This window comes from Candidatus Sphingomonas phytovorans (assembly GCA_029202385.1).
Lineage (GTDB): Bacteria > Pseudomonadota > Alphaproteobacteria > Sphingomonadales > Sphingomonadaceae > Sphingomonas > Sphingomonas phytovorans.
Map to the genome: position 1 here is coordinate 2,562,399 of CP119314.1, position 20,274 is coordinate 2,582,672.

Below are 20,274 nucleotides of genomic sequence, written 5' to 3' on the forward strand. Positions count from 1 at the left end.
CGAGACGTGCGTCTCGTCGATCGCGAGACCACATGCCGTAATCGATTGCGGCCCGTGCCTTGCGGCACGCACATGGCTGTGCTGCAAAAGGGAAAGGCAGGCGATCATTGTTCTGGCTCGCTTCGTGCGACCTCGCCTTCAGCACCGAACGCTCTTCGCCATCCATGTTCGCGCACGTCGAAAAGCTTCGAGCCGTCCGATTCCGAAATTTCGGCCAGGATCGCGGGGTCTAGCTGACGCTCCTCCCGCACCGCCGGCGGCAGGGTAAGCGCCCTGGCGGGCTCACCGACATATTCGAACAGCCGCCGTTGCTGGTGCGTCGAGGTGAAGCCGGTCGCCGTGACGGTCAGGGAGAACATCCGCGTCACCGGCGCCGCCGAGAGGAACCAGTGCGCTCTTCCCGCGGGCAGGAAGATCATCGCGTCCTTGGGAACGTCGTAGCGGACTCCCTCGACCCAGGCAGTGAGATGCCCCTCGATGATGAAGAAGATTTCGTGCTGATAGAGGTGGACATGCGGCGGAGGGCCCATGCCCTCCGGAATATTGCCTTCCCAGATGCAGCAACTGTGCCCCACGGCCGGCCCGTCGGCGTACATGACGAGAAGCTGGCTTTCGTACCACAGCGCACGATCAAGGGTTCGCTCCGCGACGAACGGGCGAAGCGGCTCATAGTCGGCGAGACCCTGCTCCTCACGGGCCTCGCGGGATTCCTTCTCCCAATCCATGTCCAACTCCTGTGCCTGCCTGTTTTCGCCACCGGTTCACCCCGGCGGCGCTAGAGATGTCGTCCGCCGTCGACCACGATCCGCGTTCCCGTCGCCATCCGCAGATGCGTGACCGCCGCCAGCGCCGCCCAGGCAACCTCTTCCGGCTCCATGAGGCGCTTGAGAGGGGTCTTCGCGGCGGCTCCTTGAAGAGCATCGGCCGTGCGCCCAGGAACGAAGGCTGTGTTGACCGCAGCGGGAGAAATGGAAACGACCCTGATTTCCGGCCCAAGGGCACGGCCGAGCGAAAGGGCGAGATTGTCGAGCGCCGCCTTGGAGGCGCAATAAGCGACGTTGCTGCCCGATCCGGTAAAACCGGAGATCGAAGAAATATTGACCACGGCCGCATCGCCGGTCGCGCGCATCAGCGGAGCAAAGGCGCGGATGCACGCAAAAGGGCCCCGGACATTCGACACCATGATCTTGTCGAACGTCTCGTCATCAAGCGCGTCGAGATCATGATGGGCGATCGCATTGGTATGACCGGCAGCGTTCACCAGGATGTCGCAACGTCCCCAGCGCTCCCTGCACATGTCGGAGGCCGCCTGGAGCGTCGCGCTATCGGCAAGGTCCATGGGAATTGCACCATGGCGCGCCGCACCGCCCGGAAGCGAAACGACAAGCGCGGAGGCGCGCGCCTCGCTGGCATGATAGCCAACAAGGATCGAAGCGCCGGCCTCCGCCATCAGGCGCGCGGTCGCGGCACCAATGCCGCCGGTGGCGCCGGCAATAACCGCCACGCGGCCGTCAAGCGGGGTGATGGAGAGGGTCATGACGGGCTCATCCTGATTGAACTGGTGACCGGACTGCCCGTCCGGGACGGGCAAGGGAGCCCGAACGAGCGCCCGAACCGGAAGCGACCGAATAGGATGCGCACCTGCCGGGCGCAGTCACACGCCAATGTGTCCCAGCCCGGTCCGTCCACACGACGCGCCGCGATGGGCAGAGCCGCAGGACCTGACACCAGCGCGTCACAGCCGCGTGTGGCTGCCTGGGCTTTCCACTTTCTCTAGGCGATCGAGGCCCGTTCATTACGGGTGACGTCGACCAGCCGTGCGGGATCGCCGCGACGATCCCTAGAGGCTGCGACAATCGCGGTACTGGAGCACCAGGCCGCATCGCTTTGGGGGAGGATATTCCATGACGACAGCAATCACGCCTCGGTCCGCCACGTTGCGCGCAACCATGCGCCTTCACCTTGCCGGTTGCGCCCTTGGCGCATTCCTGCTGCCGGGCGTCGCCCTGGCGCAGCAAGGTACGGATGTGTCGGCCGGACAGGAATCGAGCACAGGTTCCGCCTCGGTGAACGAGGACATCATCGTGACCGCGCAACGAACCGGGGCGCAGTCCCTCCAGAAAACGCCGATCGCGATTTCCGCGTTCACCGCTCAGCAGCTCGAGGATCGTCAGGCGACCAACATCAAGGACATGATGCAATATACGCCGAACCTGCAGGTTTCGCAGGCTGCGGCGAACGCGCTGATCTTCATCCGCGGCATCGGGACGACCAACACCTATGCAGGGTCCGATCCCGACGTCACCACCCAGGTCGATGGCGTCTATATCGCGCGGCCATCGGCGCAGCTTGGTGATTTCTTCGACGTAGAGCGGGTCGAAATCCTGCGCGGCCCGCAAGGCACGCTGTACGGACGCAATGCGGCCGGCGGGACAATCAACGTCATCTCCCGCAAGCCGGGCGACGATTTCGCCGCGCGCCTTGCCGTCACCGCGGGCGACTATGGCCTCGTCCAGACCCAGGGATATGTGAGCGGCCCGCTCATCCCGGGAAAGCTCCAGGTCAGCTTGTCGGGCAACTACCTCCGGCACAACGGCTATATCGAGAATATCGCACCCGGAGGGCATGACATCGACAGCGCCAACAGGGGCGCCGTGCGCGGCCAGATCCGCCTTTCGCTCGGATCGGTCGAGGCGATCACGCGCGGCGACTGGTACCGGACCTACGAATATATCGAGAGCTACGACCAGTTGCTCGCGCGCGTGTCGGTCCCGGCCCCGCTCGCCAACTCGACGGTCGGCACCTACCGTAAGGTGGCGCTCGACCTTCCCCAACTGCTCGACGCGCGGGGCGGCGGCGTCTCGCAGGAGATCAATATCGGTCTCGCGCCGTCGCTGTCGCTCAAGTCGATCACGGCCTATCGCGAAAGCCACTATATCGTCAGCAACGATTCCGACGCGACCGAGCTGAATCTGACGCAGAACCGCCAGACGGAAGACCAGCACCAATTCTCCCAGGAGGTTGCCCTCCAGTATAATGGCGGCGGCCTGGCCGCGGTCGCGGGCGCCTATTATTTCCGGGAAAGGATCGTCGGATCGACCACCGCGGTCCTGATCGGCCCGGGGCTCATCCGCGGTTCGATACCTGACGTGGTCGCTGAATCGAAGGCGGTGTTTGCGCAGGGCAGCTATAATGTCACCGATGCGCTGCGCGTAACCCTGGGTGCTCGCTACACCTGGGAGGAGAAGAGCATCGATCCCTATGCCTATACGAAATTGCTCGCCACGGGCGGGCTGGTCGGCCTGCCGTTCACGACGTCGGCCGACCGGAAATATCACGCGTTCACGCCGAAATTCGGGATCGACTACCGCGTCACTCCCGATTTCCTCATCTACGGGTCGATCACGAGGGGCTTCAAGAGCGGCGGCTTCAACTATTCGTCGCGGAGCCTCGCCGCGCTCGACTTCGCCCCTGAGACGATCTGGAGCTACGAAGCGGGCATCAAGAGCGACTGGCTCGATCGCCGCCTGCGCGTCAACCTGACCGGCTTCGTCTATGATTACAAGGGATTGCAGGTCCAGGCGCTGCTCAGCCCTGGAAACGCCTTTATCGGCAATGCCGACAGCGCGAAGGTGAAGGGGGTCGAACTGGAGGTCACGGCGAAGCCGGTGCCGAACCTCACCTTGACCTCCAATGCCTCCTATCTCGACGCCCGTTATGGCAGCTTCACCAACGCCGCGGTCGTCGCCGGTGCCGTGAGCTACGTTATCGGCGACCCCCGGTACAATGCTGCGACGACATCGTTCAACGCCACGGGCAACCGGCTCAATGCGGCGCCGCGCTTCTCGACGCTGCAGGCGATCCAGTACGACATCCCGACATCGATCGGCACCATCGCCGCGCGCGGGGAATTCAGCTGGCAAGGCAAGGTCTATTACGACGTGACCAACGTCAACGTACTCAGCCAGCCGGAATATGGCCTGCTCAACCTCGCGCTCGGCTGGAAATCGCAGAGCGGCGCCTGGCGCGGCCAGCTTCTCGTCCGCAACGTCACCGACAAGCAATATCTCAACAGCGCCGCGGCCCCCGGGGCATATCCCACCGGGCACGCGGGCCCGCCGCGAACGGTTTCGGTCACCATATCGCGCTCGTGGTAGGCACTGATCGATCGGGAGGAGCCGGACGAGAGGAGGCCATCGGGCGAAACGATCGCCTGCCCGCCCCTCAACCCTTGTTCCTCCCATCCTCTCCATATCGGCCGATGATAAGCGACAGAGCCATTTGGTCTCGACTGGTCGATTGATGGCTCCCGCAAATCAATGGCGTCATTGATGCTTGAGCATCGATCATGATCCATCTGCCCGACACAACGCGCCGGCGGATCGGCGCGCGTTCATCCGGACGTCGGCTCATTCTCTATCGGCAAGGCAGAATCCCACATGTTTGAACGCCGCTCGCCCTTCTCCGCAACGCGCCACCTCTCCGGAGGAGCGAGCGCGTGACTCAGGCCGGGATCGATGAAACGCATGCGCCGGGTCTCGAAAGCTGGGTGGCGGACGCAAACGGCCATTCCGACTTCCCCGTGCAGAATCTTCCCTTCGCGATCTTTTCGCGCAGCGGTGAGGCATCGCGGCCGGGGATCGCCATCGGTGACCATATCCTAGACCTGCCTGCCGTGCGCCACCTGCTGCCCCCGGAGCTTGGCGACGTGCCGATGGGACAGCATCTCAACGACCTGTTCGCGCTGCCGGCCGCGCGACGGAGAGCGCTCAGGCGGCAGATCTCGACCCTGCTCAGCGACGACAGGTACAAAGCCTCGGTCGTCCCGGCCCTGGCACGGGCCGAGGATTGCCTGCTCCATCTGCCCGCGGCGATCGGGGACTATACCGACTTCTATGTCGGCATCCATCACGCGACGAATGTCGGGCGGTTGTTCCGGCCCGACAACCCGTTGCTACCCAACTATAAATATATCCCGATCGGCTATCATGGACGGGCATCCTCGATCCGCCCGTCCGGAGTTCCGGTGATCCGGCCAGTCGGCCAGTCGAAAGGCCCCGACGACCTGGAGCCGCGCTTCGGACCATCGGCGCGCCTTGATTATGAACTTGAGCTCGGCATCTGGATCGGCAGCGGGAACGACCTTGGACAACCGATCCCGATCGGCGAGGCCGCCGATCATATCGCCGGCTTCAGCCTGTTCAACGACTGGTCGGCGCGCGATTTCCAGGCGTGGGAATATGTCCCGCTGGGGCCGTTCCTCGCCAAGAATTTCCACAGCAGCATTTCCCCCTGGGTCATCACCTCGGAGGCGCTGGCGCCGTTCCGGATCGCGCAACCGCCCCGGCCGGAGGGTGATCCACCTCCCCTTCCCTACCTCTCGGACGGCGAGGACCAGGCCCGGGGCGCCCTGGCGATCGACCTGCGCGTCGCCCTGCTGAGCGAGCGCATGCGTAACGAGGGCCTGGCGCCGCTGGAACTCAGCCGGAGCGCCGCGTCGAACATGTACTGGACCCCGGCGCAGATCGTCGCGCACCACAGCTCCAACGGCTGCAACCTCAACCCGGGCGACCTGATGGGCACCGGCACGATTTCGGGGCCCGATCCGTCGGGCTTCGGCAGCCTGCTGGAGATCACGCGCGGCGGATCGGTGCCTCTCCCGCTCCCGACCGGGGAGCAGCGGCACTTTCTCGAAGACGGGGACGAGGTGATCTTCAACGGACACGCGCACGCCCAGGGTTTCGTCTCGATCGGCCTCGGCGAATGCCGCGCCAGGATCCTGCCCGCCACCCCGAGCGCGACTTTCACCTCATAGCCATCTGACGAAAGACAAATCCATGAACCAGGTCACGATCGAACAGGCACGGACAATCATTGCAAAGGCATTTGCCGAAGGCGAAGTCCGCTCTCTGAAGCCGCTGAGCGTAGCCGTACTCGATCCCGGCGGGCACCTTATCGCTTTCGAACGGCAGGATGGCGCCTCGACCCTCCGTCACAAGATCGCCGCTGGAAAGGCGGCGGGTGCGCTTGCCCTGGGCGTATCGAGCCGCAAGATCGCCGAGATGGCGGTGGAGCGCCCCACCTTTGTCGGCGCGGTGGGTACCATCGCGCCGGACGGGATCATCCCCGCAGCCGGCGGCCTGATCATCGTCGGCGGAAATGACGAACCGCTGGGCGCAGTGGGCGTGACCGGCGACACCTCCGACAATGACGAACTATGCGCCATCGCCGGAATCCAGGCCACGGGACTGGACTACCGCCCCTGATCGGCGGATCGGTCCAAGCGTCCGTTCCTCATTCCGGCGCGCGTGATCCCGGGCCGTTCGCGCGCCGCAACCAAGCTGCGCTGAACATCGCCAGCGCGGCCAGCACCGCCGGCACCGCAGCAGCAAGGAACAGCCGGCTTTCCGGAACCTTGGCCGCCACCAGCGCGCCACCAAGCAGCGGGCCGACGATCGAGCCGAAACGCCCCACCGCCATGCCGATGCCCGAACCGGCCCCGCGAACGGGCGGGGGGAAGAGGTCGACCATCATCGCTGGAAAGTTGATCTGAGCGCCGAGGACGCAGAAGCCCGCCAGGAACAATACCCCGAAGATGAATGGCTCCGAAGGAAGCGGAGCCCCGATCAAGGCGACGAAGCAGGAGCCCAGCAGGGTCATGAAAGCGATCGGGAGAAAAGGACCGAAGCGGTTGATCAACGGAATACTGAAAAGCGCACCGGTGATTCCGCCGAGATTGAGGGCGACGCCCGCGAGCGCCGCCAGTTGCGGCGTGCCGCCCCGCGATACCACTAGTGACGGCGTCCAGCTCACCAGGGCGTAGGTCAGCATCAGCAGGCAGAACAGCCCTACCCAGAGGCAGACCGCCGGCCACAAGCGCCCTTCCGAAAGCGGCGCGCGCAGGAAATTGCGGTCCCGCCCGGGCGCGCGCGCGACTGCCTTGCCCTTGAAGGATTCAGGAATGGCGAGTGCCGCCACGGTCGCCAGCAGGCAGGCGACGCCAGCGCAGACAAAGACGGTTGGCCAGCCGGCATGCAGGACGCCTGCCGTCAGCGCACCGCCGACGACCGCGCCCAGCGGATAGCCGATATACATCAGCGTGACCGTGCCGGCACGGCGATCGTGACCGGCATGTTCGGCCGTCAGCGAGATGACAGCCGGCAAGGCACCGCCAAGCCCGATGCCAGCGAGGAAACGCAGGCCCGCAAGCTGGTGGAACGTCACGGCGAGCGAGCATGCGAAGGTCATTGCCGTGGCAAGCAGAAGGGACCCGACGAGCATCGGCTTTCGCCCATAGCGGTCCGACAGGGGACCCATCGAAACCGCGCCGACGATCGCGCCGAAATAGCCCGCGGCGAAGAGCTGCCCGATATTCGTCGGCTGGAGGTGCAGCGCATGCGCGAGCAACGGCGCGACGAAGGACACCATCAGCGTGTCATAGCCGTCGACCATGACGATGAGGAACGACAGGATCACCACGCGCACGAGCGTGGCGCGATCCTGCGGAAGGCCTGTGTTCGTTTCCGCCGCGGCCATGGTCAGGCGAAGCCCAGGAGTTTTCTGGGGTTGTCGCTCAGGATCTGCTTCCTGACCGCCGGATCGGGCGCCCATATTGCAAGCAGGTTGAGCAGGGCGCCGGTATCCCGTCCGCCCTCCGGGATATGCGGCCAGTCCGACCCCCAGATCGCGCGCTCGGGCGCGGCGGCGACGATTGCCTTGGCGATCTCATTGACTGGATCCATGCCGCGCTTCTTCGCGAGGCGATAGGGTGCCGACAGCTTGAGCCAGCAACGCCCCTGCTTCATCAGCGCGAGCAGTCGCGAGAAATCGTCCTCGGTCAGGCCATCCTCCTCGAGCATATAGCCCATATGGTCGATGACATAATCGATCTCGAGCGTCGCAAGGAAGTCGATCAGGTCGCGCACAACATAGCCTGGAGCATAGAATTGGAGGTGCCAGCCAAGCGGCGCGACCTTCGCTGCCATCGCGGTGATGAAATCCTGGATTTCCTGCAACGGCAGTTGGGCGCGCTTGAACAGGTCGAGCCGCACGCCGCAGACACCGGCCTCCGCATAGGCCTGGAGCGTGGCGACATCGACGTCCGGGTCGACCATCACAACGCCCCGGGCCATGCCGCCCGCAGCCTTCAGATTATCGATCAGGCACCGATTGTCCGTATCGTAGAAACTCGGCTGCACGATCACGAAATGGCGAAGGCCCAGAACCGGCATCGCCGCGCGAAACTGCTCAAGCGTGGCATCGGGCAGCGTATAATGCGGCCGTTCGACGGAGGGGTAGCAATCAAGCGGACCGAAGATGTGCATGTGCGCGTCGACCGCGCCTTCCGGCATGTCGAACATCGGCGTTTCGAGCGTTTCTGCTGGGCGCATCGGCTGCGAAACGAGCGGTTCGGTTGCTGTCATGTGATGTCTTTCCGTAAATCCGTGAATTGATCGTGTCAGGCGAACTTGCGGCGCCAGCTGTCCGCACGTTGCGTCAGCCCCTCCGCCACGACATCGGTATCGATGCCGGCGAAAATGAAGGGCGCGAACCCCATGTCGAGCAACGCCAGAAAATGATCGTCATCGGCCACGCCGCCGATGATCGCGACCTTTCCGTGCTTTCGAGCGGCCGCGGCCACGCGTTCGCAAGCCTGCATCACCGCTGGATCGCGCACCTTTCCCGGACAGCCCATTTCAGCGGTCAGATCGTTGGTGCCGACCGCGACGATGTCGATGCCCTCGACAGCGGCGATCGCATCGGCATTTTCAACGCCTAGCGGGGATTCAATGAGGGCCTGAACGGTGATCGACCGGTTGGCTGTCGTTACGAATTCATCCGCCGGCGTGCGGACAAAACCCGTTTGCGGAAGCCTGGCGAGCATCGACCGCTTCCCGACGGGCGGGAAGCGGCATGCGGCTGCGAGAAGACGTGCCTCGGCATCGTTCTCAATCTTTGGCCCGATGATCCCGGTGGCGCCGCTGTCGAGGAGCCTGCCGATGACCCCATATTCGCGTTCCGGGACACGCACCCACGCGCCAAGCCCGATATCATGTGCCGTGGCGGCAATCTGCGACGCGGCGTCGATGGATATGCTGCTGTGCTCAAGGTCGATCCAGACAAGGTCGTAGCCTGCCCCCGACGCCATGCGCGCGATATCGGGCGTGCGGCTGTAGCGGATGCCGAGAGACAATATGCGATGGCCGGCGGCAAGGCGCACCATGACCGGCGTTTCCAGATCAATGGAGCGCTCGCGATCATAGCGCATCGTCAGACCCTCTCCTCTTGCACGGGCCCCCGGTTTGAACCCTGGCGGCCGCACGGCTGATTTTTTCCGGACGCGGCGACATGGCCACCGCGCGAACCGTCATTTGCCGCCCGAGTTCGTTTTATGCTAATTTAATACCGGAGCGCGATTGATTGGGCTAATATATCAATGGATATTCGGCAGCTGCGTTACTTCACTGTCCTCTGCGAAGAACTTCATTTTCGACGCGCGGCCGAACGATTGAACATCACGCAGGCGCCGCTCTCCCTGGCGATCCAGTCGCTCGAGCGCGAGCTCGGCGCGCAATTGTTCCACCGGACCCAGCGGCGAGTCTCGCTGACCGACGTCGGCGCCGCGTTCCGGTCGAATGCCATCGCAGTCCTTGGACAACTCGAACGCGCCGTGGATGATGTCCGCGAGATGGTGCAAGGCGAGGCCGGGCATCTTCGGATCGGCTTCACCGCCGGCTCTTCCCTGCTTTTCTTCTTTCCCAAGATCGTCCGGACGTTCAGGACCCGCTATCCGCAGGTGAAGGTGACCCTCCATGAAATCTCGTCGCAGGGGCAGATGACCGCACTTGCCGATCGGGAGATCGACATCGGCTTCATCCGCACGCTCACTGCCCCCAACCGCTCCGAGATCAGCTTCACTCATCTCGTCGAGGACCCTCTGGTGGTCGCAATGCATGCCGAACATCGGCTCAATCGGGCCGAGACGCTGACGATCGCCGAACTGCAGGACGAGCCGCTCATCTTCTATCCGCGGAAATCCGGGGTGGGCATCTACGATCAGGTGATCAAGCTCTTCTCGCGCCAGGGCCATATGCCGAACATCGTTCAGGAGGCGCAGGAATCATCCACGATCATCAGCCTCGCGGCGTCGGGGCTCGGCGTGGCGATCGTTCCCTCGGAACTCCAGTGCATCAAGGTGCCTAATATCAGCTTCAGGCCGCTCGCCGATGAAGGGGCGGTCACGCGCCTGCTGCTTGGATGCCGGGCCGGCGAGGAGAGCGCGCTGGTCGCGAACTTCCGCCGCCTGGCCCAGGCGACGATCGCATCGGCGCACCGCGAAGCGCCCTGAGCTCCGGGACAAAGCTTGATTGCTTATTTAAAACAATTGGCCCTTCACATTGAATTGGCGCAGATCAACCTCCTTCCCCTATCCAGACGAAGACGCCGCCGGGTCAGCCCGTGAATGCCGCTGGTACCGTTGCGACTGCAGGCCAGGCTATCGGCCCTGATCGCAACGATCCCGCCCATTCCGGACAGACGAAAATCGCAGCGCGCCTGTTCGGGAGAGGAAGTTACGATGCACCAGCTGAAGAGATCATTTTCACGTTCGATCGGGAGGTCTGCGCCGATCTTCCTGATTGGCTCCATGATGTCGCCGATCGCGGAAGCCCAGACCGTGAACCCGCCCGAATCCGAGCGGGAAGAGCAAGGCATCGCCGACATCATCGTCACTGCGGAACGCCGCAAGAGTTCGGTGCAGGATACGCCGATCGCAATCAGCGCCTTTGATGGCGCCAGGCTCGAAAGCCAGGGCATCGTATCGGTCGAGGGACTGTCGCGCATCGCGCCGAGCCTCCAGATCTATTCCGAACAGATCAACAACGAAGAATATATCATTCGCGGCATCGGCAAATCCAATGAGGATCTGACGACGGATTCGGGCGTCGCGGTCAACATCAACGATGCCTATATTCCGCAGTCGGGCGAGGCCAACGCAGCGCTTTTCGATATCGAGCGCGTCGAGGTGCTGCGCGGCCCCCAGGGAACGCTCTACGGCAAGAACGCCGTCGGCGGGGTCATCAATATCATCACGCGCAAACCGACCGATCATCTGGACGGCTATGTCCTCGCCGAACTCGGCGGGCTCGGCCGCCGCCAGTTCGAAGCCGCGGTAGGTGCTCCGGTCGTCGAGGACAAGCTGTCCGCCCGGATCGCCGGTTTCTCGCTCCATACGGATGGCGCATACCGCAATCTCACCACCGGCCGGCGCGCGAACGGCATCGATTCCCAGGCGCTGCGCGGGTCGGTCCGCTTCACGCCCAACGAGGATTGGGAAATCAATCTGGTGGCCGATTATTCCAAGGTCGACCAGCACGGCGTTCTCAAGAGCATCATCGCCGATGTGCCCGGAACGCCTCTCATCGTCCGCGACTTCCTCGAGGGCCCCTACCCCACCCAGGAAAAGGATATTCGCAGCGGCAGGAGCGAAACCGAAGGCGAACAGGGCATTCGCCAATGGGGCGGCGTGCTGAGGGTCGACCGCAAGGCCGATGCCGGAACCATCTCCTTCCTTTCCGCCTATCGCAGCGAACGCAGCTACAATGTCGAGGACGTCGATCGCACGGCCGCGCTGCAAAACAACTTCTCGGCAACCCAGAAGACCTGGGCGACGAGCCAGGAGCTGCGTTTCGTCTCCGACGATGCCGGACCACTCTCGGCAGGTGGCAAGCTCCATTGGTCGGGAGGTCTCTATTGGTTCCACGAGCAGGGCAGGCGCGATCAGCAGATTTTCCTGCACGGCTGCACACCCGGCAGCCAGCCATGCGATGCCGGCAAACCCGACGATCCCGACGATGGGATCCTGGGGCCTGGCTCGCCCGACTATCAGAACAGCACGACGAGCTTCCTGCAGCGGGTCAACACCGACAGCTTCGCGGCCTTTGGCGAAATCAAGTATGATATCGCCGACCGGCTGAGCGCGACCGCGGGCCTGCGCTACACCAGCGAGAACAAGAGCTTCGACCTCGACGCGACCAGCGTCGCGAACGTGCCGGGCGGCGATCCCTTTTCCCTGTTCATGCCTGATGGCGATTTCCGGGCATCGCGGAGCAAGACCTGGCACAGTCTCACGCCCAAGTTCGTCCTGGAGTTTGCGCCGAACGGCAACATCCACACCTATGCGAGCTATGCGCGCGGCTTCAAGAGCGGTGGTTTCAACGGCCAGGCGGGAACGGCAGCGGACACCGAAGCCTTCAACCCGGAGGTCGCCGACAATTTCGAGGTTGGCGTCAAGGCTGACCTGCTCGACCGTCGCCTGCGGCTCAACGCCGCCGCCTTCTACATCAAATTCAATGACCTGCAGGTCTCGGGCGTAAACCAGCAAGGCCTGATCATCACCAACAACGCCGCCGACGCGCGCATCAAGGGTTTCGAACTCGAAGGCTGGGCTCAGCCACTGCCGGGCCTGAACATCAACGGCAGCCTCTCGCTGCTCGACGCGACCTTCAGGAACTATGCGATCGAGGCGTTCGATCCGTCGATCACCGACGGGCCACCCTTCTATATCCTCGACCTCAACGGCAAGCGCCTGCCGAACATTCCCAGATATACGGCAACGCTCGGTGCGCAATATGAGCACAGGTTCGGCAACGGTTCCAAGGTGAGGATAGGAGCGGACGGGACGTTCAAGGGCAACACCCTGACGAACGAGCTGACGCTCCGCGCCAATTCCTACACCGTGGTCGATGCCAGGATCGGCTGGACCTCCGCCAATGGACGCTGGGATTTCAGCGGCTGGATCCGGAACCTCACCAACGAAGTCTATTATACCGGCGGCGGCGCCATTCCGGACTACAACAAGACGACAACACGGGTTGGCCTGGTGGCCGACCCCAGGACGGCAGGCGTCACGGTCAAGCTCCTGTTTGGAGAATGATGGCGGGCAGCCGGAAACCACAACCACAACCACAAGCAGGCCCGCAGGCGGCTCTGGAGCATTCCGGAGCCGCCAGATAGCCTTTCTCCGTTCGTCGAACGGGATTGCCGGAAGAAGCCCCGCCGGGTTGATGATCTTTTGAACGAGAGACGAGAAGGAACTGGTTCGATGCAGCAGGACAGCGATTTTCTGGCGGCCGAGGCAAAGATCCTCGCGGTCCACCAGCGGCTCGCCACGTCGGGCGCGCGGTGCGCGCACATCTTCACGCTTGGAGACACAGTGAACCTTGTCGTGCCTCAGCTCGCCGAGGATATCCCGGGCCAGGCTCCGCACATGAATGCCGGCAATTCCGACGTGGACGCGATCCTCTACCGCTGGAATGACGGACGCTTCGTCGAACATGGGCGCCTTCCCAGCCCGGGCGGCGAGGACGCGCTTTGCTTCAACAACGGCGAGGGCACCTATCTCGCCTTTGCCAATCTGCGCACTGGAAGCGGGCCCTATCAGCCGAACACGACCTCACTGATCTATCGGGAGGTCGACGGGGAGTGGACGCTTGACGAGACGGTACCGACCTTCGCGGCAAAACAGTGGCATCATTTCTCGCTCGACGGCCGGGAATTCCTCGCGCTGGCACAGGGCCTCACCCTTCCCCACCTGTCGCCCGAGGGGCACGGCCGATCGGTCCTGTTCGAACGGATCAACGGCAAATGGATCGAGTTCCAGGTCCTGGGTGGGCGCTGGGGATATAATTGGTGCGACTTCGAGATCGATGGTCACCACTTCCTCGCCTATGCGGATCATATCTCACCGAGTCTCATTTACCGCTGGGACGGGGCATCCTTCGTGCCCTACCAGTCCTTCGCCGAACAAACGGGGCGATCCTTTCTCCATTTCAGGCGTGACGGTTCCGACTGGCTCGCCTTTGCCGCGATTGGCGGCGTATCGACGCTCTATCGCTGGAACGGTGAATTGTTCGTCGCCCACCAGTCGCTCGGCGGCGCGGGAGGCCGCGAATTCGAACTGATCGACAGCGACCACGGCCTCTTCCTCGTGAGAATATGCTTCATCGAAGGCACCCCTGCCGATCCCAAGACGACACTCACATCGCAGCTGTTCAAATGGGCCGACGGAAAATTCGAGCTGATCGAGGAATTTCCGACCTTCGGCGGCACCGATGCAAGTCATTTCCGGGCGGATGGAAGAGACTATCTGGTGGTCTCCGACAGCCTGACACCCGATGTCCGATACCGGCAGGACATGGTGATCTACGAACTGTCGCTGGACCGGGCCTGAGCGAGAATAGGGGACGAGACGATGCGTTACGAAACCGACCCTGAATTCAAGAAACTTTACGAGCTCTTCACCTCGACCCAGGACAGCATCGGGACTCACCTTCAGCGACAACTCGGGGCGGTCAACGCCGACGATCCCCTCCTCGTCGCGACGGGAAGCGACCTGGTATTCTTTCCCGGATCCGGCCGGCCTCCGGTGACGGAAAGCTTTCGCCTGTCGACGCGGGGCTTCTTCGAGCTCACCGGCGTCTCGCACCTTGGTATCGCCATTCCCTATCTCGCCCGGCTCCGGGAGACGGGGTGTGACGGGTGGGAACGCGATGCACGCGACCTCATTGCCCAGTGCCGCACCACAAGGGCCGCCAATAGCGGGGCTTACTGGCGCGACACGGTCGCGGTCGAGGCCTGGTCGGGCCTCGAAGACAAGATCTCTGATCTCGTTGACTATACCTGCGCGACCACCGCCGACTATCTCGAAAAGGCGCTCGCAGATCCGGCGCTTTTCGATTTCGAGTATCTGCAGGCGAACCTGCTCGAGGGCGATGGCCCGGATGCCCTGCCCGTGCCGTTCAACGACATGATGGCGGCCACCTTTGCCCTTGTCTTTCTCGATACGGGGTACCGGATCATAAATTGGCTGCACGCGCAGGATATTCGCTGGGACCGCCTCATGGTGATGATCAGCGGGCGTGCCGGCCGGCCCACCGCCGGGGTCACCTGGCAGACGAACAGCATGTGCCACCTGCTCTATCAGACGTCGGCACGAAAACTCGATCCCGAGCGGCTGCTGATCGCGCCGCACGCCCCAAGCCTTGCCCTGAGCGAGCTCACCGGTCCGGAAGCGTGCGCGCGGATCGAGGCCGATTACCGGCAGATCTGGTACAGTTCCCGCTCCTCCGTCGAGATGAGCCGCCTGATGTGGCCGGATTATCCAGCGTACAAAAAACCGGTCGAGGCGCCCCCGGTCGTTGACCCCGAGACGCGGATCGTTTCCGAAATCCCGATGGTCAGATCGGTCAATGACCGGCGCGCGATCGTGACCCGGCTGCGCTATGTCATGGAGGACCCAGCGCAGCAGATCGCGATGGCGGGATCGCAGTTCATGATCGACCAGTTGTGCGCCAACGGCAACAGGCCCGACCTGGTCGAGATTCCAGGCTTTACCCACATTTCATACCCGAAAGTCTGATGCGCGGCGGTGTCGGCGGCCTTGTGCCCGACACCGCTGGCTGATCGGTCACCAAGCGATTCCAGTGCCGGATTCGGACACGTCCCCCCCGGGACGGCAGGCATCTGATATTTGACATATGTCATATTGACGATTATCCATTATGACATTACTCCATTATATAAATCGAGCCGCAATGGCGGCCTTAGAGGGAGAGAGACCATGAAGAAGGCCTGGCTGGCGGTATCGACAGCGTGGATATGCCTGGTGCCTTGCGAGGCGATCGCACAGGATGCGCCGAGCACCGACGCGGCGCCCGACATCATCGTGACGGCGCAACGCCGGGCCGAGCGCCTTCAGGACGTGCCGATCGCGATCACAGCATTGTCGGCCGAGCAGTTGGCAGCATCGGGCGTGTCGGACGTCACCAAGCTCAACACGATCACGCCGGGTCTCTATATCCAGGCTTCGACCGGCTTCGTGTCGCCGCACATTCGCGGCATCGGCACCTCGGCGGGCGGCGCTGGACTGGAGAATTCCGTCGCCGTGTATATCGACGGCGTCTACATGGCGTCGCAGCCGGGCTCGCTGCTTTCCCTCAACAACGTTGCCCGGATCGAAGTGCTGAAGGGCCCGCAGGGAACCCTGTTCGGGCGCAACGCGACGGGCGGCCTCATCCAGATCGTCACGCAGGATCCAACCCAGGATTTCACCGCGAAGATGACCGCCGGCTACGGCAATTACGATACCTTCACGGGCAGCGCCTATGTCGCCGGCGGCATCGCGCCGAATCTGGCTGCGGATATTGCCGGGCAGGTGACGACCCAGGGCAAGGGCTACGGCATCAACGTCGCGACCGGCAACGATGTCTATCGCACCAAGCTCGACCTCGCGCTCCGCTCGAAATGGGTGTTCACGCCGACCGACGCGACGACGATCAAGCTTTCGCTCGATTACGAGCGCCGGATCGGCAACACCTCGATCAGTTCGAAGGAAGCGCCCGGACTGGTCCCGGTGTTCGGCCCCGCGTACAATATCCGCACCTGGGACATCAACGCCGACTATGACCCCTATCAGCGCCTGAACGGCGGTGGCGCGAGCCTCGACATCCAGCAGGATCTGGGCGGAGTCCAGCTTCAGTCGATCACTGCCTATCGCAAGTCCGAATACACGATCGGGTTCGATACCGACCTGACGCCGACCCCGGCCCAGACGCTGACGATCTCGGTCCTCAAGGACCGACAGATCAGCCAGGAACTGAAGCTCCAGTCAGAGGCCGGATCGAAAATCCAGTGGGTCGTGGGCGCCTTCTACTTCAACGCCGATGCCGAGCTCGACCCGAACGTCCTGAGACTTGGCGGCCCGGCGATCCCGCCTCCCCCGGCACCGCCGATCACCGGGATTTCCAACTATGCCAAGCTCACCACCCGCGCCTGGGCGGGCTATGGACAGGTGACCGTGCCGCTTGGCGACAGGACCAAGCTGACCGGCGGCTTCCGCTACAGCACCGAACGCCGGTCGATCTTCTCGACGACGGCGGCAACGCTGATCAACGGCGTCGTCATCAACCCGTTCGGGCCCAACACGTCACAGCATGTGACCTTCTCCGCGCCGACATGGCGGGTGTCGCTCGACCACAAGCTCGACGACAACAATATGATCTACGCGTCATACAATCGCGGCTTCAAGAGCGGCGGCTACAATGCCCGGAACGCCGCAGCACCGGCGTTCGCGCAGGAACAGCTCGATGCCTATGAAGTGGGCATCAAGTCCGACCTGTTCGACCGCCTGCTCCGGGTGAATGCCGCGGCATTCTACTACAAATACCGCAACATCCAGGTGAGCCGGTTCGAGCTCAACAACATCTTCATCTACAATGGCGCCGGCGCGGAAATCTACGGCGTCGACCTCGATCTCCAGTTGCGTCCGGCCAAGGGGCTGACCATCGACGGTGGCGTCAGCGTCCTCCACGATCGCTTCACCAGCTTCCCGAACGCCGATCGCTACACCCCCAATCCGTTGGGCGGATCGATCCGGTCGACGGTATCGGCCGAGGGCAACCGGCTTCCGATCACGCCGGACGCGACAGTCAACCTCAACGTCCATTATGTGCGCGAGACGAAGGCGGGCATCTGGTCCTTCGATCTGGGCGGCTACTATAACAGCGGCTTCTTCGGCCAGCCCGACAATGTGCTCGAGCAGAAAGCCTATGCGCTGCTCGACGGATCGATCGGCTGGAAAATGCCGGACAAGCGGTACGGCATCAGGGTCTGGGGCAAGAACCTGACCAACAAACCGGTCACCACCGCACTCGGCCAGTCCGACACGTCAGCCATCGTCCAGTACGACGCGCCGCGCACCTACGGGATCACGCTGAGCGCCGACTTCTGACCAGTTGAGGCTTTCATGATCGGCACGACCGATACCCGCGACACCCTGGCGATCAGATCGAACCCCGCCGAGCGAACATTGGAGATTTTCATGAACCGATACAGAAAGAGGTTGATCGTGGCAGGCAGCCTGGCCGCTTTTGCGATGGGGAGTGCAACCGTGGCGGATGCGAAGGAAGCCCAGCCCGCGGGTGGCCCGTCCGGCACCCAGTGCCCGGCGACACCGCCTCCGCCAGGCATGCCGAGTATGCCGCCCATTCCGATGGCGACAAGCGTCAAGCCAAGCGATGTGAGCACCAGTACCGTGATCAAGCCCGACCCGGCCGATCAGATCGAGTGCGGCCACATCGCGTTGAAGACGGTATCCAACGTCGCCTTCGCCCACATCCCCGGTCCGGGCGGCCAGGCGCGCGATCTCGCCCTGGATATTCTCTCCCCTTCCGCACCCGGCAAATATCCGCTGGTCATCTACGTTACTGGCGGCGGCTTCGTCATCGCCCCCAAGGAGAACGGGCTGAACCTGCGCACCTTCGTGGCCGAGAATGGCTTCGTGGTCGCCAGCATTCAGTATCGGACGGCCATGGACGGCGCGACCTTCCGCGACGGCGGTCGCCGACGTAAAGTCAGCGATCAGATTCCTGCGCGCCCACGCCGCCGACTATGGCATCGATCCTTCGCGCGTGGCGGTCTGGGGTGAATCGGCGGGTGGCTATCTCGCCGCCATGGTCGGCGTGACGAACGGGGTGAAGGACTTCGATCGTGGCGACAATCTCGACCAGAGCAGCGCCGTCCAGGCCGTTGTCGACAAGTTCGGCACGTCGGACACGGTGCATGTGGCGGAGGATTTCAATCCCGAGATGGCAGGCTTCGTTGCGCCCGGATCGCCGATCGCACGCTATCTTGCCGAGGGTGGTACGGCCTTTCCCCCCGCTTCCAATCCCCTCACCTATATCGACCGGTCTGATCCGCCGTTTCTGATCTTCCATGGCAACCAGGACCGGATTGTGTCGCCGAGCCAGACACTGAGGCTGCACAATGCTTTACGCGCCGCCGGCGTCCCGAGCACGCGCTATATCCTGGATGGGGCCGGCCATGGCGATCTCGCCTTCGTCGGTGATCCAATGGCCGGCCTTCCCTGGTCGTCGAAGGAAACCATGAATATCATCGTCCACTTCCTGCATGATCCGAAGTGACGGCAAAGGGGGAGGCGACCACGGCAGTCAGGTGACGGTTGCCGACGAGCGTCTGGCGGCAGGCAGGCTAACGCTTGCCTGCCGTTTCCTTCTATCGGCAATCTTCCTTTCGACCGGCGTTGCCGGCCTGCTTTCGCCTACGGGTTTCGCCGCCGGGCTGGGCCAGATGGGTGTTCCGTTTCCCGCCTTCAGCGCTGCGGCATCGACCATCCTGAACATCGTCGGTCCACTCGTCCTGATCTTCAACGTCAGGGGATATGGACGGATCGCGGCATTCGCCCTTGCGGGTTTTACCGCTCTTACGATCCCCTTCGGCCACGCCTTCTGGCGGTTCGACGAGCCCCGGCGAACCGAAGAATTGCGGATCGCGATCGAACATCTCTCGCTTATCGGAGGATTGGTGCTCGCTGGCCTGCGATCACCTGGCCTCAGGCAAGAGCGCGTTCCGGATCATCCCCGCTGAGATCGTCAAGGACTGCATGGCGCAGTTGCTCGACCGGGAGACCGGGCAAGCGCAGGGTCGCGATGCGTTGGGCATTCTCGTCGGCGACACCGAAGGATCGCAGGAGCATCTGCGCGCCGGCATCGATTTCCTTCGGCGTGATACCGCTTGTCATACCCCGCTGCACGAGTGCCGTTACAAGACCATAGCCCATTTCAAGCGCAATCTGCAGCGACGGGACATTCACCAGCCCCTCCGCCTGGGCCGCAGTGATGTTGCGGAGCGCGTGCTGCCGCATGTCCGGCGTTGGTGGTCCGATCAGCGGCAGTACGCGCAACAGGATTTCCGCGCCGACACGATCGGAGGAAATGCGCCTGATGGAATAACGGATGTTGCAGCAGATCCGTTCGATCGGGCTGGTCAATCCGTCGAAACTCGCTGACTGTTCCTTGTTAAGCTGGATGACCATGTGCTGCGCCATCTCCCGCAGCATTGCGTCAAAGGTCGGAAAATAATTGTAGATCGAACCGCGCGAGAGGTGCGCTGCATAGCGGACGTCGTCGATGGTGGTGCCGTCGATGCCGCGTTCCTCGAACAGGGCGAAGGCAGCGGCCAGGATTCGGGTGCGCGTCTTTGCCCGCTTGATGCGGGCGTTCCTCGTCCTGAAATTCTCTTCGTTATTCATCGTTCCGCCACAGGATAAATTTTGAACAGACATTCATTATGACACTTCGTCAATAAAGATGCCTTCCACCGCCGCTTGTCAACACGTCTCGCGCCCGCACCGCGCAGGGAGAGGTCGCGAATGTTCATGGCACCATCTAGCCGGAGTAACCCCGCGGCAGGAACGGA

Annotated in this window: 18 protein-coding genes; 10 read left to right on the plus strand and 8 right to left on the minus strand. The window is 63.1% G+C overall.

What is annotated here, in order from left to right:
* Window positions 1–104: 104 nt before the first annotated feature.
* Both P0Y59_11700 and P0Y59_11705 read right to left on the minus strand, forming a co-directional pair.
* Window positions 105–725 carry a cupin domain-containing protein gene (locus P0Y59_11700; protein ID WEK02311.1) on the minus strand — a complete coding sequence of 207 codons (621 nt, stop codon included), beginning with the start codon at window positions 723–725 and terminating at the stop codon, window positions 105–107.
* Window positions 726–775: 50 nt separating this feature from the next.
* Window positions 776–1,537: an SDR family NAD(P)-dependent oxidoreductase gene (locus tag P0Y59_11705; protein WEK02312.1), complete on the minus strand. Its 762-nt coding sequence runs from the start codon at window positions 1,535–1,537 to the stop codon at window positions 776–778.
* A gap of 367 nt (window positions 1,538–1,904) precedes the next feature.
* On the opposite strand from P0Y59_11705, the gene P0Y59_11710 reads away from it, so the two are divergent.
* The 3 genes from P0Y59_11710 to P0Y59_11720 all read left to right on the plus strand — a co-directional run bounded on the left by P0Y59_11710 (window position 1,905) and on the right by P0Y59_11720 (window position 6,266).
* On the plus strand, window positions 1,905–4,157 hold the full coding sequence (locus P0Y59_11710) for a TonB-dependent receptor (GenBank protein WEK02313.1): 2,253 nt from the start codon (window positions 1,905–1,907) through the stop codon (window positions 4,155–4,157).
* Between the two features lie 341 nt (window positions 4,158–4,498).
* Complete coding sequence (gene fahA / locus P0Y59_11715; protein WEK02314.1) at window positions 4,499–5,815, plus strand: fumarylacetoacetase; 1,317 nt, start codon at window positions 4,499–4,501, stop codon at window positions 5,813–5,815.
* A gap of 22 nt (window positions 5,816–5,837) precedes the next feature.
* Window positions 5,838–6,266: a heme-binding protein gene (locus tag P0Y59_11720; protein WEK02315.1), complete on the plus strand. Its 429-nt coding sequence runs from the start codon at window positions 5,838–5,840 to the stop codon at window positions 6,264–6,266.
* 28 nt (window positions 6,267–6,294) lie between these two features.
* Here P0Y59_11720 and P0Y59_11725 read toward each other — a convergent pair whose 3' ends face one another.
* The 3 genes from P0Y59_11725 to P0Y59_11735 are packed head-to-tail and all read right to left on the minus strand — an operon-like array spanning window position 6,295 to window position 9,268.
* The gene (locus P0Y59_11725; protein WEK02316.1) at window positions 6,295–7,536 is read right to left on the minus strand and encodes an MFS transporter; all 1,242 of its coding nucleotides are present in this window, start codon (window positions 7,534–7,536) and stop codon (window positions 6,295–6,297) included.
* 2 nt (window positions 7,537–7,538) lie between these two features.
* Window positions 7,539–8,423, minus strand: a complete 885-nt coding sequence (locus P0Y59_11730; GenBank protein WEK02317.1) for an amidohydrolase family protein — start codon at window positions 8,421–8,423, stop codon at window positions 7,539–7,541.
* 35 nt (window positions 8,424–8,458) lie between these two features.
* A complete protein-coding gene (locus tag P0Y59_11735; protein ID WEK02318.1) occupies window positions 8,459–9,268 on the minus strand; it encodes an aldolase/citrate lyase family protein in 810 nt (269 codons plus the stop codon).
* Window positions 9,269–9,436: 168 nt separating this feature from the next.
* Between P0Y59_11735 and P0Y59_11740 the strand changes: the two genes are divergently transcribed.
* Window positions 9,437–10,348, plus strand: a complete 912-nt coding sequence (locus tag P0Y59_11740; protein WEK02319.1) for a LysR family transcriptional regulator — start codon at window positions 9,437–9,439, stop codon at window positions 10,346–10,348.
* A gap of 44 nt (window positions 10,349–10,392) precedes the next feature.
* On the opposite strand, the gene P0Y59_11745 is transcribed toward P0Y59_11740, so the two are convergent.
* The gene (locus P0Y59_11745) at window positions 10,393–10,647 is read right to left on the minus strand and encodes a hypothetical protein (protein WEK02320.1); all 255 of its coding nucleotides are present in this window, start codon (window positions 10,645–10,647) and stop codon (window positions 10,393–10,395) included.
* On the opposite strand from P0Y59_11745, the gene P0Y59_11750 reads away from it, so the two are divergent.
* The 6 genes from P0Y59_11750 to P0Y59_11775 all read left to right on the plus strand — a co-directional run bounded on the left by P0Y59_11750 (window position 10,646) and on the right by P0Y59_11775 (window position 18,980).
* A complete protein-coding gene (locus tag P0Y59_11750; protein ID WEK02321.1) occupies window positions 10,646–12,934 on the plus strand; it encodes a TonB-dependent receptor in 2,289 nt (762 codons plus the stop codon). The genes P0Y59_11745 and P0Y59_11750 overlap by 2 nt on opposite strands.
* A gap of 168 nt (window positions 12,935–13,102) precedes the next feature.
* Complete coding sequence (locus P0Y59_11755; protein ID WEK02322.1) at window positions 13,103–14,230, plus strand: hypothetical protein; 1,128 nt, start codon at window positions 13,103–13,105, stop codon at window positions 14,228–14,230.
* Between the two features lie 21 nt (window positions 14,231–14,251).
* A complete protein-coding gene (locus tag P0Y59_11760) occupies window positions 14,252–15,418 on the plus strand; it encodes a DUF5624 domain-containing protein (GenBank protein WEK02323.1) in 1,167 nt (388 codons plus the stop codon).
* Window positions 15,419–15,619: 201 nt separating this feature from the next.
* On the plus strand, window positions 15,620–17,788 hold the full coding sequence (locus P0Y59_11765) for a TonB-dependent receptor (protein WEK02324.1): 2,169 nt from the start codon (window positions 15,620–15,622) through the stop codon (window positions 17,786–17,788).
* 15 nt (window positions 17,789–17,803) lie between these two features.
* Entirely contained in the window at window positions 17,804–18,484 is a 681-nt protein-coding gene (locus tag P0Y59_11770) for a carboxylesterase family protein (GenBank protein WEK02325.1), read from the plus strand.
* Window positions 18,426–18,980: an alpha/beta hydrolase gene (locus P0Y59_11775; GenBank protein ID WEK02553.1), complete on the plus strand. Its 555-nt coding sequence runs from the start codon at window positions 18,426–18,428 to the stop codon at window positions 18,978–18,980. The genes P0Y59_11770 and P0Y59_11775 overlap by 59 nt, the downstream gene beginning before the upstream one ends.
* 91 nt (window positions 18,981–19,071) lie before the next feature.
* On the opposite strand, the gene P0Y59_11780 is transcribed toward P0Y59_11775, so the two are convergent.
* A complete protein-coding gene (locus P0Y59_11780) occupies window positions 19,072–19,359 on the minus strand; it encodes a hypothetical protein (GenBank protein WEK02326.1) in 288 nt (95 codons plus the stop codon).
* A gap of 49 nt (window positions 19,360–19,408) precedes the next feature.
* Window positions 19,409–20,107, minus strand: coding sequence for a TetR/AcrR family transcriptional regulator (locus tag P0Y59_11785; GenBank protein ID WEK02327.1), 699 nt, complete (start codon window positions 20,105–20,107; stop codon window positions 19,409–19,411).
* Between the last annotated feature and the right edge of the window lie 167 nt (window positions 20,108–20,274).